This window comes from Clostridium peptidivorans, from assembly GCF_900205925.1.
In the GTDB taxonomy this organism is placed as follows: domain Bacteria; phylum Bacillota; class Clostridia; order Clostridiales; family Clostridiaceae; genus Clostridium_AK; species Clostridium_AK peptidivorans.
On sequence record NZ_OAOD01000006.1, the window covers coordinates 25,195 to 42,814 of the forward strand.

Genomic DNA, 17,620 nt, shown 5'->3' on the forward strand with positions numbered 1-17,620 from the left:
TTATAAGTAAATTAATTCAATGTAAAGTTTATGTTAAGCTCATTAATATAGTTTTATGTGCGTAAATAATTAGTTGCTTTATGTGAAAAAAATTTTACATTTATATATATTACATAACAAAAGATTAATATTATATGTAATTTTTAAATACAAGCACATATAATCAATATAAAAATAGAAAATTAATTTTAAAGAAGAAATCGAGAAAAATGATTAATATATTTTCAAATTTATTCAAGTATAGGTTAATTTACATATATTTAGAAATTAAAAACATATGTATAGTATAATTTTGTGTGAATATAAGTTATAATAGATAGGCTAAGTGTATGTATTATAGTATAATTATAGAATATAGATAGGGGGAGTCCTAATGAATACAGTTGTAGTAATTGATTCCTGTAGCGATTTACCAAGAGATTTCGTTGAAAAAAATAATATACCATCACTTGGAATAAATGTTAAGCTTAATAAAATGGAATTTGTTGATGACTTTGGGAAAACTGTAACATATAAAGAATTTTATGATGCAGTAAGGGAAGGTGAAATGCCAACCACTGCTCAAGTAAATTCAGAAATATATAAAGAAGAGTTTTTAAAGCATGTTAAGGAAAATAAATCAATAATTTATTTGGCTTTTTCTTCGGCTTTAAGCGGGAGTATAAACAGTGCTAATATAGCTAGAAGTGAAATATTAGAGGAATATGAAAATGCAGATATTACTATAATTGACACTAAAAGTGCATCTTTAGGTGAAGGATTAATAGTTTATTATGTTTATGATATGTTAAAAAGAGGATGCTGTAAGGAAGAAATAGTAAAGTGGGTAGAAGAAAATAAGCTAAAGGTAAATCATTGGTTTACTGTAGATGATTTAAACCACTTAAAAAGAGGTGGACGTGTATCGGGAGCTCAAGCAGTGGTTGGAACTTTACTTAATATAAAACCTATACTTAATGTGGATGATGAAGGTAGACTTATACCTGTAGCTAAAGTAAAGGGAAGAAAAAAGGCTCTTAAAACACTGGTTGATAAGTTTAGAGAAAGAGTTGTTAATCCAGAGGAGCAGGTAATTTTTATAAGTCATAGTGATTGTATTTCAGATGCTGAGCTAGTAAGAAATATGATACTTGAAGAGTTTAAAGTAAAAGATTTTATAATAAATCCAATTGGGCCAGGAATAGGATCGCATACAGGCCCGGGTACTGTGACATTATTTTTCATAGGAGACAGTAGGTAAGCTAATTAAATTCATATAGAATAAAAATCCTCCATATAATTAGTGGATAATTATATGGAGGATTTTTATGTTTAATGTAAAATATAAAGGTGCTTAAACAATTTATAAGATTTATCGACTCAATAAAGAATAATACAAGCTTTAATAAAAAACTATACTAAAAAAGTATAAAATTTTAATTTTAGTTTCATACGTTACCGATTTTGTATAAAATCCAGTGTATTATATATCTTGTAAACAGTAAGGAAATAAAGAAATTAAAAAAATTAAAATAAATAGTTAAATTAGGAGGAGAGATATAATATGTTTGGATTTTTTAAGAACAAAGAAGAAAATGAAGCTTTAAATAAGGTAGTGGTACAGGAACCAAACCCAATGTTCTGCTATCAATGTGAACAGACACCACAGACTGGATGTACTAAGTTTGGTGTATGTGGAAAGAATCCTGATATAGCAAGTTTACAGGATATAATGATATTTGGACTTAAAGGGGTAGCAGCATATGCAACTCATGCAAGAGAATTAGGATATATTGATCCAGAAGTAGATGCTATAGCGCACGAAGCATTATATACAACACTTACTAATTCAAACTTTAGCTTGGAAGAACACATAAATATGACTTTAAAAGTTGGTACTGCAGCTGTTAAAGTAATGGATTTATTAGATAGAGCACATACTTCAAAATTAGGAGTTCCAACACCTGTAGTTGTTTCACAGGACAAAGTTGAAGGACACTGTATATTAGTTACAGGACATAATCTTTATGCTTTAGAAGAATTATTAAAGCAGACAGAAGGAAAAGGAATAAATATATACACTCACTCAGAAATGTTACCAGCTCATGGATATCCAGAATTAAAAAAATATGCTCACTTAAAGGGTAACGTAGGTAAAGCTTGGTATGATCAGAGAAAATTATTTGAAGAGTTCCCAGGAGCAATTCTTGGTACTACAAACTGCTTAATGCCAATAACTACTGGACATTATGCTGATAGAATGTGGACTTATGGAACAGCAGGATTACAAAATATCCAGAAGATAGTAAACAATGATTTTAGTCCAATAATTGAAAAAGCATTATCATTACCTAAGGCAAATATTCAGTCTGATAAAGTGCTTACAACTGGATTCCATCATAATACAGTTTTAGATATAGCTCCAGAAATAATAGATGCAGTGAAATCTGGCAAGATAAAGAGATTCTTCGTTATAGCAGGATGTGATGCTCCAACTAAAGGAAGAGATTACTATAGAGAAATGGCAAATACATTACCAAAGGATTGCGTAATTCTTACAACTTCTTGCGGTAAGTATAGATTTAATGATATAGACTTTGGAACAGTTCCAGGAACAGATATTCCAAGATATATAGATTTAGGACAATGTAATAACTCAGGTTCTGCAGCAAAAATTGCTATAGCACTCGCAGAAGCTTTCGAATGTGATATAAATGAATTACCGTTAACAATAGTATTATCATGGTTTGAGCAAAAGGCTGTTGCAGTACTATTAGGATTATTTAGTTTAGGAGTTAAGAATATGTATGTAGGACCTTCAGCTCCAAAGTTCATAACTCCAGGAGTATTAAAGGTATTACAGGATGTATTTAATTTACAGTTAATAAGCGGAGATGCTCAAGCAGATCTTAAGAAAATGTTAGGCTAAACCAGAGAGCGATGCACGATTTATTGAAATACCTAATTTCTACAAATTAGCACAGCTCAATAATATAATAATCTCATAAACATGCATTAAACCCATAAAAGGCGACCTTACCCCAAGGTCGCCTTCTCCCTTTTTGAAACATCTCAATTTATTGAGGTGTTTTTTGTATGATTGAAATTATAAGAATTATTTGTTCGCTATAAAAATACACTTGACTTTTGTGAGGGAACATTGTAGCATAATATAAAAGAAAAAAATCGTACAATTAATGGGGGGATATTCTTGAGAATAGCATATACAAGTACAAGATGTAAAAAAGAAATAACTTCTGCTGAAGCTATTATAAAAGGAATTGCAGATGATGGAGGATTATATATACCGATAGAATTTCCTACAATTGATATACCTTTCTCGGAATTGCTTTCCTATGATTATAAAAAATTGTCAGTATATATATTGAAAAAGTACTTTACTGATTTTACAGATGAAGAAATAAAAGATTGTGTTTATAAGGCATATGATAATAAATTTACTAATGATTCTATAGCTCCTGTAGCTAAAATAGATGAGAACTTTTTCTTAGAATTATATCATGGGCCTACTTTAGCATTTAAAGATATGGCTTTATCTATATTGCCACATTTATTAAAGACTTCTTGCAGGAAGTTAAAAATAAAAGATGAAATAGTGATACTTACAGCTACTTCAGGAGATACTGGTAAGGCTGCACTTGAAGGATTTGCTGATGTAGAAGGTACAAAGGTAATAGTATTTTTCCCGGAAAATGGAGTAAGTCCTATTCAGAAAAGGCAAATGATTACCCAAGAAGGAAAAAATACTTATGTAGTTGGAATAGATGGGAATTTTGATGATGCTCAAAAGGCTGTTAAAGAAATCTTCAATGATAAGGAATTTAATAAATTATTAGAAGATAAGGGATGCATGCTTTCATCTGCCAACTCCATTAATATAGGAAGACTTGTACCGCAGATAGTATATTACATATATTCATACCTATGTATGTTAAAGAATAGAGAGATTAAAGAAGGTGAAAGTATAAATATAGCTGTACCTACAGGAAATTTTGGTAATATATTAGCTGCATATTATGCTAAGAAAATGGGGCTTCCTATAAATAAGTTGATATGTGCATCCAATGAAAATAATGTGCTTTGTGATTTCTTTAATGAAGGCAGATATAACAAAAATAGGGATTTTAAAGTAACTATTTCGCCTTCTATGGATATACTGGTTTCTAGTAATTTAGAAAGGCTTTTATATCATATTAGTAATGAAAATGAGAAAAAGGTAGATAGGCTTATGAGAGAACTAAGTGATAAAGGTCAATACATTATAGATAAAGATATGAAAAATGAGTTGGATAGTTTTTATTCTAGTTTTGCTAGTGATGAAGAAACTTATAAAGCTATAAGGGATATTTTTGAAGATACATCATATTTGGTTGATACACATACAGCTGTAGCTTATAAGGCATATATGGATTATAAACAAGCTACTGGAGACAATACAAAGACTATAGTTGTATCTACAGCTAGCCCATTCAAATTTCCAAGAGATGTATGTAAAGCATTAAAAATAGACAGTGATGAGTTAGATGATTTCGATTTAGTATATAAGCTTTCTGCTTTTGCAGGAGTGAAGATTCCAAATGCTATAAGCAATATAGAGAACAAAGACATCATTCATACTAATGTGTGTAAAAAGGAAGAAATAAAAAAAGAAATAAAAAATTTTCTTAAGGTATAGGTGATATTATGATAGAAGTAGTAGTACCAGCTACAAGTGCCAATTTCGGACCTGGATTTGACACTTTAGGTATAGGACTTAATTTATATAATAAGTTTTATATAGAAGAAATAGAAAAAGGATTAATTATAGAAGGCTGTGAAGAAGAGTATAGGAATAAGAGCAATTTAGTATATACATCTATGAAAAAATGCTTCGAAAGAATAGGATATGAGGAAAAGGGAATAAAGATATCAATAAAGTCAGATATACCTCCATCAAGAGGTCTTGGAAGCAGCGCATCTTGTATAGTTGCAGGAGTACTAGGAGCTAATAGTATTGCAGGAAATAAACTAGATACAGATGATATATTAAGACTAGCTACAGAAATAGAAGGACATCCTGATAACATAGTGCCTGCACTCCTAGGAGGTATGACTACAGCAATTTATGAAAATGATAATGTGTACTACGATAAAATAAACATAAAAGAAGGAATTAAGTTTTGTGCATTAATTCCTAATTTTAGATTATCTACAGAAAAGAGTAGGGCTGTTCTTCCTAAAGAAGTATCATATAAAGATGCCGTATTTAATATAGGAAGGGTATCTTTAATGATAACATCACTTATAAATGGAAACTTTGATATGTTAAAAGTAGCATGTCAGGACAAGCTTCATGAACCTTATAGAGGTAAATTAATTGAGAGTTATGATGAAGTTGTAAACACCAGTGAGGAACTTGGAGCGTTAGGAGTATTTTTAAGTGGTGCGGGACCTACAATTATGGCATTGTTAGAAGAAAAAAATATGATATTTTCGAGTAGTATAAAACAATCATTAAAGAGTCTAAATCAAGAATGGACAGTAAAAGAACTTAATTTAGACTTAAAAGGGGCTGTAGTAAGGGAATGTTAAATTTTGAAAAGTGGGGTAATAACAATGAATAATATAATAGTTGCTAAATTTGGGGGAAGCTCTCTTGCAGATAGTAACCAATTTAATAAGGTAAAATCTATAGCGCTAGCTAATGAAAAAAGAAGGTATATAGTTCCATCAGCACCAGGGAAAAGATATAAAGAAGATCATAAAATTACAGATCTACTTTATTTATGCCATGCTCATGTTGAGCAAAACATTCCGTTTGGAGATGTATTTAGTGTAATTGAAAATAGATTTTTAGAATTAGTAGAAGAGCTAGATGTAACAATTGATATTAAAGAATATTTAAAAGAGATAAAAACTAATATAGCTCAAGGAGCATCTGCTGACTATACAGCAAGTAGAGGAGAGTACTTAAATGGACTTATACTGGCTAATTTTCTTAAATATGAATTTGTCGATCCAGTAGAAATAATTTTCTTTAATGAAAAGGGAATTTTTGATGAAGAAAGAACTCAAAGAGCTGTAAGCAAAAAGTTATTAAAGATAGATAAAGCAGTAATACCTGGATTTTACGGATCTATGCCAAATGGAGATGTGAGAACTTTCTCAAGGGGAGGTTCAGACGTAACTGGATCAATTATTGCAAGAGGGGTAAATGCAGATTTGTATGAAAACTGGACAGATGTATCTGGATTTTTAATGGCAGATCCTAGAATAGTGGAAAACCCTAAAAATATTAAAAATATTACCTATAGAGAATTAAGAGAATTATCTTATATGGGGGCTACAGTATTACATGAGGAAGCAATTTTCCCTGTAAGAAAGGCAAGTATTCCTATAAATATTAAAAATACAAATAGTCCTGATGATGAAGGCACTTATATAATAAATGACCTATCACCAGCAAGTTATGCAGGAAGTATTACTGGGGTAGCAGGAAAAAAGGACTTTACAATTATAACTATTGAAAAAAGCATGATGAATATAGAACAGGGCTATTGCAGAAGAATTCTTTCCGTATTAGAAGATAATAATGTATCCTTTGAGCATATACCTTCAGGGGTAGATACAGTATCCCTTGTAATAGCACAATCACAGCTTGATGGTAAATTAGAGAGAATACTAAAGGAAATAGAAATTAAATGCAAGCCTGATTCTATAGATGTACATCCTGATATAGCATTAGTAGCTGTAGTTGGTATAGGAATGTTGAGGACCATAGGAATCTCAGCTAAGATTTTTGAAGCTTTAGCCAAGGAAGATATAAATGTAACCATGATAAGTCAGGGCTCTAGCGAGATAAATATAATTGTAGGAGTTGAAAATAGTAATTTTGAAAATGCAGTAAGAGCCATATATAACGCATTTTCGAAATAAGCCTTTATAAATTATGAATTGGGGGAAGTATGTATGCAAAAAGTAAAAATAGCTTTATTAGGCCTTGGTAATGTGGGTAAAGGCGTTTGGAAAATATTAAATATGAACAAAGATGAAATTTTAAAGAGATCGGGATACGATATTGAAATTAGTAAAATCCTTGTGAGAGATATTAATAAGGAACGAAACCTGGAAGTACCAAAGGAGTTATTCACTACAAATTTTGAAGAGATTATTGAAGACGACAGCATTGAAATTCTTGTGGAAGTTATGGGAGGGGTAGAACCTGCCATTGACTATATGTTACAGGGGATGAGAAGAAAGAAGCATATAGTTACAGCAAATAAAATGGCTATAGCTACAAACGCAGAAATCCTTTTTAAAACTTCTAGAGAAGAAGGAGTAATGTTTCACTATGAAGGCAGTGTTGGAGGTGGAATACCTATAATTCATGGATTAAATGATAATCTTGTAGCAAATAAGATAGAAGAAGTAATAGGGATAATAAATGGCACTACAAATTATATTTTAACTAAAATGACACATGAGAAAATAAGTTTTCGGGAAGCTTTAGCTGAAGCTCAAAATAAGGGGTATGCTGAAGCAGATCCTACTTCAGATGTAGAAGCATTTGATGCAGTTTATAAATTGTGCATTTTATCATCTTTAGCATTTGATACAGTTGTAAATGTAAATTCAATTTACAGAGAAGGAATAACCAATATAAAGCCTATTGATATAGAATATGCAAGGGAATTTGGTTATGTAATAAAGTTATTAGGTATAATAAAGGAAGTAAATGGTGAGTTGGAATTAAGAGTGCATCCAACTATGATACCTGCTGAACACCCATTAGCTAATGTAAATGACTCCTTTAATGCTATTTTTCTAAAGGGTAATGCAGTAGGAGATTTAATGCTCTATGGTAGAGGTGCTGGAGAACTTCCTACAGGTAGTGCTGTAGTAGGAGATATAGTTTCTATATTAAGAAATAAGGATAAGTTTGCTTATCATACATATTTGGAAAATGATCAATATAGAGAAGTAAGAGATATGGAAAAGGTTCAATGTGAATATTACATTAGAATAACAGTAAAGGATAAGCCAGGTGTCCTAGGAGAGATATCATCTATATTTGGCGAAAATAATGTAAGTATTCTTTCTGTTATTCAAAAAGGAAAAAGGGAGGAGCAGGTATCTTTAGTATTTATAACTCATAGCACAGTAGAACAGAATATAAATAATTCTATTAATATGATAAGTGCCTTAGAGGATTCAGAGAAAATTGAAAATGTAATAAGAATAGAAAATCTAGCAACTAACTAAGAAAGAACTGTTTCATAGTGTATGAATATGCGCTATGAAACAGTTCTTTTTAAAGCATTTGAATATAAGCTTCTGCTGTTATAAAACATCATTAATTCTTTCAGCTGATTTTAGGGTTTAAGGGATTTATATATACGTTAATTATAGAGTTGGAAGGAAGATATGAGATGATATTGGGTATTATTTAAAAATTTACATGAATAATGATATATGTTAGAATATTAACACATATAATTATATTTCATCATAACGCTGTAAAAGAGATTTTTTAGAGTTAATATATTATGTATACAGGCATTTTGATAGGCTAGAGAAGAAGAGGGGGAATTTATTATGTTTCGTATTGCAATATGTGATGATGAATCAATGATATGTGGTCAAATTGAAGATATAATACTAAAAGTCAGTAATGAAATCAGCGAAAAAATTGAAGTGGAGGTGTTTTATTCAGGAGAAGAACTATGTGAATATATGTTAAACCAATCAAACTTTGATTTGATCTTTTTAGATATTGAATTAAAGTTATTAAATGGTGTTGAGGTTGGTAGGAAAATACGAGAGGAAATGAAAAATGATATTGTTCAAATAGTATACATTTCTGGAAAGCAAGGATATGCAATGGATTTGTTTGAGATAAGGCCTATGAACTTTTTAGTAAAGCCATTAAGCAAAGAAAAGATTACGCAAGTTGTGAAAAAATTTATAGAATTATCTCAAAGAGGTAATCAATTCTTCGAGTTTAACAGTGGAAAAACATTATATAAAATACCTCTTAAAGATATTTTGTATTTTGAGAGTGAAATGAAAAAAATTAGAGTAATAACAAAAGATAGTACAAAAGAATGTTATCGCAAACTTTCTGATGTACAGCAGGTAATTGGAAATAGTCATTTCTTATTCATTCATAAATCATATCTTGTAAACTATTTTTATGTTGCAGAATATCAATATGATTCTATCAAATTAACAAATGGCGATATTTTACCTATAAGCCAGAATCACAGAAAAGATATTAGACAAAAATTGCTTAACCTCAAGAAAGGCAGAAAATAAATTATGGATATTTTAAATATAAATAATATATTATATTTAATTTCAAATTTATTTGGTGTTTATGTGATTCTTAGGTTTATGAATGTATTTTTTGATAGAAATAATACAAATAAAAGGGTTGAGATAGAATCACTTTCTATATATTTTATAATTAATAGTCTTGTACATATATTCTTTGAATCACCTCTTATGAACCTATCATCTAATTTATTATTATTTTTTGCGTTAACTTTTATATATCCAGGAAAGCTATCAACAAGGTTAATATCAACGGCATTAATTTATTCAGAAAATATGTGTTTGAAAGGTATAGTCTATAATTTCATGAAAGAAGTAAATACAATACATGAGATAGCAATAATTGCTGACATCATATCTAATTTAGTGTTATATCTATTTGTACTTGTATTTGATAAGGTAATAAATCATAAAAACAAGTACGATGCAAATGTTTTACAATGGGTTGCGGTTTTCTCCATTCCAGTAGGTAGTATTATTATTGCCTCTACACTGCTTTTATCTAATTATAGAACTATTCCTAGTCTTTTAAGCTTGACTTGCTTATTAGGTATAAATGTAATGATTTTTTATTTGTATGATATGCTCATAAAATTCTATGAAGAGAAATATGAAAAGGAATTACTTAGACAACAAAGTAACTCATATATAAATCAATTTGAGATTATAAAGCAATCACAGGATAATATAGCAATGATGCGGCATGATATGAAAAATCATATTTTCAAATTTCAAGATATTATGCAAAAAGGCGGGAAGCAGGATATTCTTGATTATTTAGAAAGCACTTTAGAATTTATAGATGTATCAAATCAGTATGTAAATTCACAAAATTTAGATGTAGATAGTATTCTTAATTATAAAATACATGAAGCAAAAAAGGCAGGAGCAGTAGTTGATATTGTTGTAAATATCCCAAACAAGTTAAGAATAGATTCCTTTGACTTAAATGTCATTTTAGGTAACTTAATGGATAATGCTATTTATGCTATAAAAAACAGTAAAAGCAAGGAGATAAAAATAGAAATTGAATTTGATAGAAACATTCTTTATATAATAATAACTAACACTTATTCAGGAAGAATTTTATCTAGAAATGGGAAATTACAGTCAACAAAAAAAGATAAGGACAATCATGGTATAGGTCTAAGAAGCGTAGAAACTGTTGTAAGAAAATATGATGGAATAATGGATATAGATTATGATGATAGTAATTTTACTGTAAGTATATTACTTTATAATTTTATTTAGGAAAATAAAGAAAAAATATTAGTTTTACCAAAATTGTATATACATTCTGCCATGTTTCCCCATAATGTAATTTTTTTTGGTAATATAAAACCAACGAGGTTAAATTAGTAAATAACTTAGCTTAAAGTAAGATAGGCGATTCTACTGAACTTATAAATTGTAAGAAATTATAATATGGGTGAGAGAATGCGAAATACAACACGAAATACAACACAGGATAATTTAAAGTCAACTATAAATAAAATAGGATTAATTTGTATAATAACCATATTTACTTTTGGAGTTAATATAATTAATTTTTCAAAATTAGATTTTTATACAAGAAAATCATTAAATGATGATATACATTGGCTATTACTATCAATTGTTTGTATTTTTTTATTAAAAATAAAACCTAAGGAAATAATTTTAGGTAAAAATGATAAAAACACACTTGGAATAGATAGTTTATTCGCACTATCTATGCTGTTTGTTTTTTTGAGTATTATTGGTTCTACACCAGAAGAATTTTGAAATCACCTTGTGCCAGATATAGGCTCTAAAATGCGCACAGGAGGTGTTCCTGTAGATGTAAAAAGTATTTCACCAATAATATTTTTAGTAGGTTATAGTTTTGACAAAAAATTGAGAGACCTTTTGCACAAATATAACCTAAAATATCTGATAAGAAAAATGAAAGGGGATAAGAATAAATATAAGATATTTTTTTCTTCCCTAGCAATAATTTGTTTTATTTTTATGGAAATTTTAGTTGCGTTAGCTGACATAAGCAATTTTATTAAATGAGGTTGGTGAAATGAAAAAAAATATATAATCATGAGGAGGCAGAAAATGTCTGAGTATAGTATTTCAAACAAAGATCTTACTATATTTTTGGTAGTAACTTTTGGCTTGACCATAGGTATGGGCATTGTTATGGGGTTTGCATACACTAAATACCCAGTGGATTCTTTTGGCGTGATACAGATGTATTATCCAGCCATAGGTGTGATGATGGCTTTATTGTTAAACAAAGAAAGGCGTAAAAAGCTCCCAATGAAATTTTATGGAGCTTATTTGTTTTTTACTATTACCTCAGTTTTATTTCTTTTAGCAGAGGTATTTGTATTTCACAAAGACCCAGGTATGTATATTGAATGCTGGATGATTCTGGGGAGTATTACCTCGTTCCTTTTATGTTCTTCTTCAGATGAAAAAGAAAAAATGAACAGTTTAGGATTGGGTTTTGGAAAAAATGTGAAGGCATCTATTGGATATATTGTGTTATTTATTACTCTGAATCTATGTGTAAACTTTTTAGCGGCAATTATTTTTGATGGCGGTAAAGAATTTATCACCACTTTACGAAACGGAAAAATAATGAGAATACTATTTTTAGCACCTCTTTTGTTTTCATTAGAGTTTATTATGTTTTTAGGAGAGGAATATGGCTGGAGGTACTTTCTTCAAACTGCTCTTCAACAGAGGCTGGGTAAACGAAAAGGGATAGTTCTTTTAGGGATTATATGGGGCATATGGCATTTACCATTAAATCTGTTTTACTATAGTCCAATGACGCCTTTTTATTCTATTCTAAATCAATTGATTGTTTGTATTTCCTATGCCATATTTTTGGGCTTTGTCTATATGAAGACAGAAAACATATGGACTGTTTCTATAATTCATTACCTGAACAATAACTTTGCTTTTATTCTTTACAACAATTCAGGAGCTAATGTTGTTCTTAGTGGAAAATTAGTATTAGTAAACTTAATTTGCATGTCGGTAGTCTATTTACCGTTCCTATTTACTAAAGAATATAGGAAATATAAAAAAGAAATAGAGCTTACAAATGAGTTATAATACTGCAAAAAAGAAAAGATAAGAGGGAATATGAACTACGAATTGGCTTAAGTTTATTAGTAGGATAATATAATAAAAAACTCAAAAACCAAAATAGAAAGAAAAGAGGATAAACCTTAGAATTTATCCTCTTCATAAGCAAAATGTACATACATATAAAATCTTTTAAAGAAGTTTATACAAATTTCTTAACGGATTCTGGAATGGCCTTTTATTTTAAAACATCTTGGTAACCTTATCAAGTATTCCGTTAAGCTTAGCAATACATACTCCAAAGTTTGTTATAGGTACATTTTGTTCTTTGCATCGTGAAAGTCTAGATAAAAGCTGTTTTCTTGTAAACATACAGCTTCCACAGTGAACTACAAGTTTGTACTCTGTTAAATCATGAGGAAAGTCATTGCCGGACCTCACATCTATTTGAAGTTTTCCACCTACTTTTTGCTCTATCCAGTTAGGAAGTTTTTCTCTTGCTATATCTCCCTTAAGAGCATGGTGAGTGCAGCCCTCTGCAATAAGTATTTTATCTCCAGCTTTTAAATCTTCTATTGCATTTGCACCAGATTTAAACATATCTATATCTCCCTTGTACCTTGCCATAAGTATAGAAAAGGAAGTTAGGGGAATAGAAGGATCAAGTATTGAGTTTACTTCTTTAAATACTTGAGAGTCTGTAATAACTAAATCTGGTTTTTTATTTAAAGATTTCAAAATATCTTTAAGTTCTGTGGTTTTTACAGTAAGAGCCATAGCATCATGGTCTAAAATATCTCTTATTACTTGAACTTGAGGTAAAATAAGTCTTCCCTTAGGAGCTTGAATATCCTGAGGGGCAACCACAATTACCATGTCCTTAGGATTTAATATATCGCCCACGATGGTTGCTCTTTCAAAATCTAAGGGAGCATTTTCAATTATTGATTCTTTTAGTCCAGATATATTTATTTTATTTTCAGCACTTAAACTTACAAAGGGAATATTAAATTCTTTTTTTAAGTCATCTTCATTTAACTCATATAAATCTATTTTATTTATAACGCCAATAACAGGGACTTTCTTTTTATTAAGTTCATTAAGCCAAGTACTTTCCATAGAAAAATCATTGCTACTTCCTGTAAATAAAAGCAGAGCGATATCTGTTTTATCCATTATATCTAAAGTTTTTTCTATTCTAAGCTCTCCAAGAGAGCCTTCATCATCAAGGCCAGCAGTATCTATTATCATAACAGGACCTATAGGTAGAAGCTCCATTGCTTTAAATACAGGGTCTGTGGTGGTTCCAGCTATATCTGAAACCACAGATAAATTTTGAGAAGTCAAGGCGTTTACAAGGCTTGATTTTCCAGCATTTCTTCTACCAAAAACTCCTATATGAAGTCTATTTGCTTTAGGTGTATCTAGCATTGTTAATTCTCCTTTGTGATAAAATCATTTTAGAAACTAAAATCTTAAATCTCTTTCTCCGTTTTCAACTCTTTTAAGTCTATTAATTGTTTCTTCTTTAGCCTTTTCATTTGAGATTTTTGTAAGCTCTTCTGCTATAACTTTATTTCCAAGGATATTTGCTTCTTCGTCACCATAATCAAGTAAAAATTCTTTTAATGTAAGCAGTGCGTTTGGTTGACATACATTACATATTTGGCCTGTCTTTGCAAGTCTCATAAATCTGTCGCCAGTTCGTCCTTCTCTATAGCAAGCAGTACAATAACTTGGTATATAACCATCCTTGCATAAATCCTTTATGATTTGAAGTGGACTTCTATGATCTCCTACAGTAAATTGTGGCTTTTGATGTTCTATTTTTTGAGAATCTGTATATCCGCCAACTCCGGTACAGGATCCAGAACTTACTTGAGATATTCCAAGGTTTATAACCTCATTTCTAAAATCAGTATCTTCTCTTGTTGAAAGTATCATACCAGTATATGGAACCGCAAGTCTTACGACAGCTACAATTTTCTTAAATTCTTCATCAGAAACTAAGTATGGATAATCTTTTAAAGAGACCCCTTCAGCAGGTCTAATTCTTGGAAAAGATATTGTGTGAGGGCCAACTCCTGTAGCTTTTTCTAAATGGTCAGCATGCATAAGCATAGCTATGGTTTCGTATTTGTAATCATAAAGTCCGTAAAGTACACCTATTCCCACATCATCAATTCCAGCCATTCTTGCTCTGTGATGAGCTGTGGTATGATAATCATAGTTATGTTTTGGTCCCTTTGGATGTATTTTCTCATAAGTATCTTTATGATAGGTTTCTTGGAATAATATATAAGTTCCTATGTCTGCATCCTTTAATCTTTTATAATCTTCCACTGTGGTTGCAGCTATATTTACGTTTATACGTCGTATGCTTCCATTTTCAAATTTTAATGAATATATGGTTTTTATACAGTCTATTATATAATCTAAAGAGCAATTTACAGGGTCTTCTCCAGCTTCTAGGGCAAGCCTTTTATGTCCCATGGATTCAAGAATTTTAACTTCTTTAGCTATTTCTTCCATACTAAGTTTTCTTCTTGTAAAGGAAGAGTTAGAACATTTATATCCACAGTATGTGCATCCATTTACGCAATAATCACTTACATATAATGGAGCAAACATAACAATTCTTCTTCCGTATATCTTTTCTTTGATATCCTTAGCAACTTTGTATATTTCTTCTAGTATATCTTCATCTTTTACATTTAATAAAACCCCAGCTTCCTTAGGGGTAAGTCCTTCGTATAATTTAGCTTTTTCTAAAAGTGTTTTCACATATTCTTTGTCTTTGGAAAGTTTTTCACCTTCATCTATTATTTGTAGTATTTCTGAATCAATTATAAATTCCTCTGCTTTATATTCTCTCATTATTAATACACTCCTTTATATTAAATCTTCAAGATAAAAATAAAAGCCCTTCTACCTCAAAAGGGTAGAAGGGCAGAATTTTGTCTTACCAAAATAAAGCTATAGCACTCCTTGTCCTTTTGCTTAGAATAATCCTTGCAATTAGAATGATGATTTCTTTAAGTCCCTTCATCAAGAGTTTAAAGTCCGGATAAAGAGAAGTTATTATTTACTACTATAGTATTAATTATAATTTTAAATATGATAAATAACAACTAATATTTATTATTCTAAAGGATACTTCCAAGCAGAAATACCTTTATTTAAGTGATATATATTAGTAAAGTTATTTTTCAATAAATGTTTAATTGCTATAGGGCTTCTTCCACCAGAAGCGCAGTAGACAAGAATAGGCTTATCCTTAAAGCTTTCAAGTTCGTCAATTCTAGAGAGAATTTCATGCATGGGAAAAGATTTTGCTTCAGGCATATGACCAGAACTAAACTCTTCCTTTGTTCTAACATCTAGTATTATTACGTCCTTGTTTTCATTTATTAACTTGTGGGCTTCCTCAGGAGAAAGATTTTTTACACTTTTATTGCTTAAAATCGATCTTCTTCTAATTATGTTAAAAAAGGCAACAGCTACAAAGAGTGCCACTATTATTTTATCCATATGTGCACCATCCTTAAATTGTTATATTTAAATATTACGATATATTATAACATAAAGTATAAGAAATGCGAAGTGATTCTTCTCACATCTTTGAGCTCAAAAGAAAATTGATTCATGATTTCTTAATGTGATAAAATATCAATGCAATAAAAAAATTAATCACGGAGGTTATATATGAAAAAGCTAATTATAAAAATAAACAAGGGTGGATCTATAAATGCCGAAACTCAAGGAATAAAGGGTTCCAAGTGTATGGATTATATAAAAGTAGTTGAAAATTTACTCGAAGCTGAAACTGTGGATTCAGAATACACGAAAGAATTTTTTGAAAGTGATTCAGAATATACAAATATCAAGTTAAGCAATAATTTAAATTTAAGGGAGGAAGTTTAAGTTGGAGAAGAAAAATAAAGTAATTGTCAGGAAAATATTAAGTCTTTGGTGGATATTATTGGGATTCACTCTTGTATTTGCTGGAGTTGGTATGTATATTGCAGGTAGAAATGTTATACATAAAAGGTGGAAGATATATGGAATTATATATAATATAGCTATTGTAGGTTCATCGGTTTTAGGAGAAGTCATAGGAAATGATAATTTTTCTGGTATAGGGGGAGTTCTTTGGATTATATTTATGGTACACAGTATTAAGATTACAAAAGAGTACCTAATAAGACGTGAAATATTAAGCGAAGCTGATTATAAATTTAATAAAGAAGATGGTTTAAAAGAAAAAATAAGAAGAGAATATAACTTAAACAACAATATGGATGAATTTACAAATAAGGATGAAGAACCAACCAATGAATTCTTTAAAAGTAGTCTATCAAATCAGGAAAACATAAAACAAGCTGAAATAAAGGTAGACATAAACCATGCATTAGAAGGAGATATTGCAAAAATTCCTTCCATTGGATCCATAAGAGCAAAGAAAATAGTAGAAATAAGAAATACTCAAGGAGCATTTAAGGATTTAAATGATTTTGCTATAAGAACAGATCTTAAACCTCACATAGTGGACAAAATAAGAGACAATATATACTTTGAAGTTTCTGAGGAAAACAGAGTACATAAGACTAATTCAAATAGAGTTAAAAGAATGGTTGATATGCAATGAAGCTAAAAGTGCATAGGTATTTAAAGAGAACAGAAGTAGAGGGTCCGGGAATTAGATTTTGTATATGGGTACAAGGCTGCTCTATTAAATGCAGTAATTGTGCCAATATAGACATGTGGGACTTTAATAAGGGAATTGATATTCACACTAAAGAACTTATTAGTTTGATAAAAAAGGAAATGGCTAATATTAAAGGGGTTACCTTCCTTGGAGGGGAACCATTTGATCAAAGTAATGCAGTGCATGAAGTTGCAAAAGAATGCAGAGAGTTAGGATTAGATGTTATAGTGTTTACAGGATATACTTATGAAGAAATACTGTGTTCTAAGAATTTAGATAAAATAAGACTTTTAGAGGAAATAGACATTTTAATAGATGGACCCTATAAAAACGAATTATTTGACTTGTCAAGGCCTTGGGTAGGCTCAAGTAATCAGAGATATATTTTTTTAACAGAAAAATTAAAGGATATTAATTTAAAGGCTTATAAAAATAAGCTAGAAGTTACTATAAATTCAAAAGGAATAATTGAAGTTAATGGCATGGGTGATTTTTCGAAAATAAAGGGGTTATTACAAAGCTTTAGGAGATGAT

General features: G+C 30.0%; 16 protein-coding genes. 13 read left to right on the plus strand and 3 right to left on the minus strand.

Features of this window, described 5'->3' with window-relative positions; translation table 11 throughout:
- Positions 1 to 373 precede the first annotated feature (373 nt).
- The 10 genes from CRN98_RS06970 (at position 374) to CRN98_RS07020 (ending at position 12,405) form a co-directional block, all read left to right on the plus strand.
- A complete protein-coding gene (locus tag CRN98_RS06970) occupies positions 374 to 1,240 on the plus strand; it encodes a DegV family protein (RefSeq protein WP_097026708.1) in 867 nt (288 codons plus the stop codon).
- Positions 1,241 to 1,615: 375 nt separating this feature from the next.
- Positions 1,616 to 2,908 (plus strand): hydroxylamine reductase, encoded by a 1,293-nt coding sequence (hcp, locus tag CRN98_RS06975; protein ID WP_207653580.1) that lies wholly within the window; start codon positions 1,616 to 1,618, stop codon positions 2,906 to 2,908.
- A gap of 288 nt (positions 2,909 to 3,196) precedes the next feature.
- Positions 3,197 to 4,675, plus strand: coding sequence for a threonine synthase (gene thrC / locus CRN98_RS06980; RefSeq protein WP_097026809.1), 1,479 nt, complete (start codon positions 3,197 to 3,199; stop codon positions 4,673 to 4,675).
- Between the two features lie 8 nt (positions 4,676 to 4,683).
- Complete coding sequence (gene thrB, locus CRN98_RS06985) at positions 4,684 to 5,571, plus strand: homoserine kinase (protein WP_097026710.1); 888 nt, start codon at positions 4,684 to 4,686, stop codon at positions 5,569 to 5,571.
- Between the two features lie 24 nt (positions 5,572 to 5,595).
- Positions 5,596 to 6,915, plus strand: coding sequence for an aspartate kinase (locus tag CRN98_RS06990; RefSeq protein WP_097026711.1), 1,320 nt, complete (start codon positions 5,596 to 5,598; stop codon positions 6,913 to 6,915).
- A 33-nt stretch (positions 6,916 to 6,948) separates the two neighbouring features.
- Entirely contained in the window at positions 6,949 to 8,241 is a 1,293-nt protein-coding gene (locus CRN98_RS06995) for a homoserine dehydrogenase (RefSeq protein WP_097026712.1), read from the plus strand.
- A gap of 333 nt (positions 8,242 to 8,574) precedes the next feature.
- Positions 8,575 to 9,294, plus strand: coding sequence for a LytR/AlgR family response regulator transcription factor (locus CRN98_RS07000; RefSeq protein ID WP_097026713.1), 720 nt, complete (start codon positions 8,575 to 8,577; stop codon positions 9,292 to 9,294).
- Between the two features lie 3 nt (positions 9,295 to 9,297).
- A complete protein-coding gene (locus tag CRN98_RS07005) occupies positions 9,298 to 10,563 on the plus strand; it encodes a sensor histidine kinase (protein WP_097026714.1) in 1,266 nt (421 codons plus the stop codon).
- Between the two features lie 174 nt (positions 10,564 to 10,737).
- Positions 10,738 to 11,076: a hypothetical protein gene (locus CRN98_RS07010; RefSeq protein ID WP_097026715.1), complete on the plus strand. Its 339-nt coding sequence runs from the start codon at positions 10,738 to 10,740 to the stop codon at positions 11,074 to 11,076.
- 318 nt (positions 11,077 to 11,394) lie between these two features.
- The gene (locus tag CRN98_RS07020) at positions 11,395 to 12,405 is read left to right on the plus strand and encodes a CPBP family intramembrane glutamic endopeptidase (protein ID WP_097026717.1); all 1,011 of its coding nucleotides are present in this window, start codon (positions 11,395 to 11,397) and stop codon (positions 12,403 to 12,405) included.
- A gap of 216 nt (positions 12,406 to 12,621) precedes the next feature.
- Here the strand turns inward: CRN98_RS07020 and hydF are convergent, their stop codons facing one another.
- The 3 genes from hydF to CRN98_RS07035 form a co-directional block, all read right to left on the minus strand.
- The gene (gene hydF, locus CRN98_RS07025) at positions 12,622 to 13,809 is read right to left on the minus strand and encodes a [FeFe] hydrogenase H-cluster maturation GTPase HydF (RefSeq protein WP_097026718.1); all 1,188 of its coding nucleotides are present in this window, start codon (positions 13,807 to 13,809) and stop codon (positions 12,622 to 12,624) included.
- Between the two features lie 36 nt (positions 13,810 to 13,845).
- The gene (hydG, locus tag CRN98_RS07030; RefSeq protein WP_097026719.1) at positions 13,846 to 15,255 is read right to left on the minus strand and encodes a [FeFe] hydrogenase H-cluster radical SAM maturase HydG; all 1,410 of its coding nucleotides are present in this window, start codon (positions 15,253 to 15,255) and stop codon (positions 13,846 to 13,848) included.
- Between the two features lie 264 nt (positions 15,256 to 15,519).
- Positions 15,520 to 15,909 (minus strand): rhodanese-like domain-containing protein, encoded by a 390-nt coding sequence (locus tag CRN98_RS07035; RefSeq protein ID WP_097026720.1) that lies wholly within the window; start codon positions 15,907 to 15,909, stop codon positions 15,520 to 15,522.
- Positions 15,910 to 16,083: 174 nt separating this feature from the next.
- On the opposite strand from CRN98_RS07035, the gene CRN98_RS07040 reads away from it, so the two are divergent.
- The 3 genes from CRN98_RS07040 to CRN98_RS07050 are packed head-to-tail and all read left to right on the plus strand — an operon-like array spanning position 16,084 to position 17,619.
- Positions 16,084 to 16,302, plus strand: coding sequence for a DUF2997 domain-containing protein (locus CRN98_RS07040; RefSeq protein WP_097026721.1), 219 nt, complete (start codon positions 16,084 to 16,086; stop codon positions 16,300 to 16,302).
- A gap of 1 nt (position 16,303) precedes the next feature.
- Positions 16,304 to 17,026 (plus strand): ComEA family DNA-binding protein, encoded by a 723-nt coding sequence (locus tag CRN98_RS07045; RefSeq protein WP_097026722.1) that lies wholly within the window; start codon positions 16,304 to 16,306, stop codon positions 17,024 to 17,026.
- A complete protein-coding gene (locus tag CRN98_RS07050) occupies positions 17,023 to 17,619 on the plus strand; it encodes a 4Fe-4S single cluster domain-containing protein (protein ID WP_097026723.1) in 597 nt (198 codons plus the stop codon). Before CRN98_RS07045 ends, CRN98_RS07050 begins: the two co-directional genes overlap by 4 nt.
- Position 17,620 lies beyond the last annotated feature (1 nt).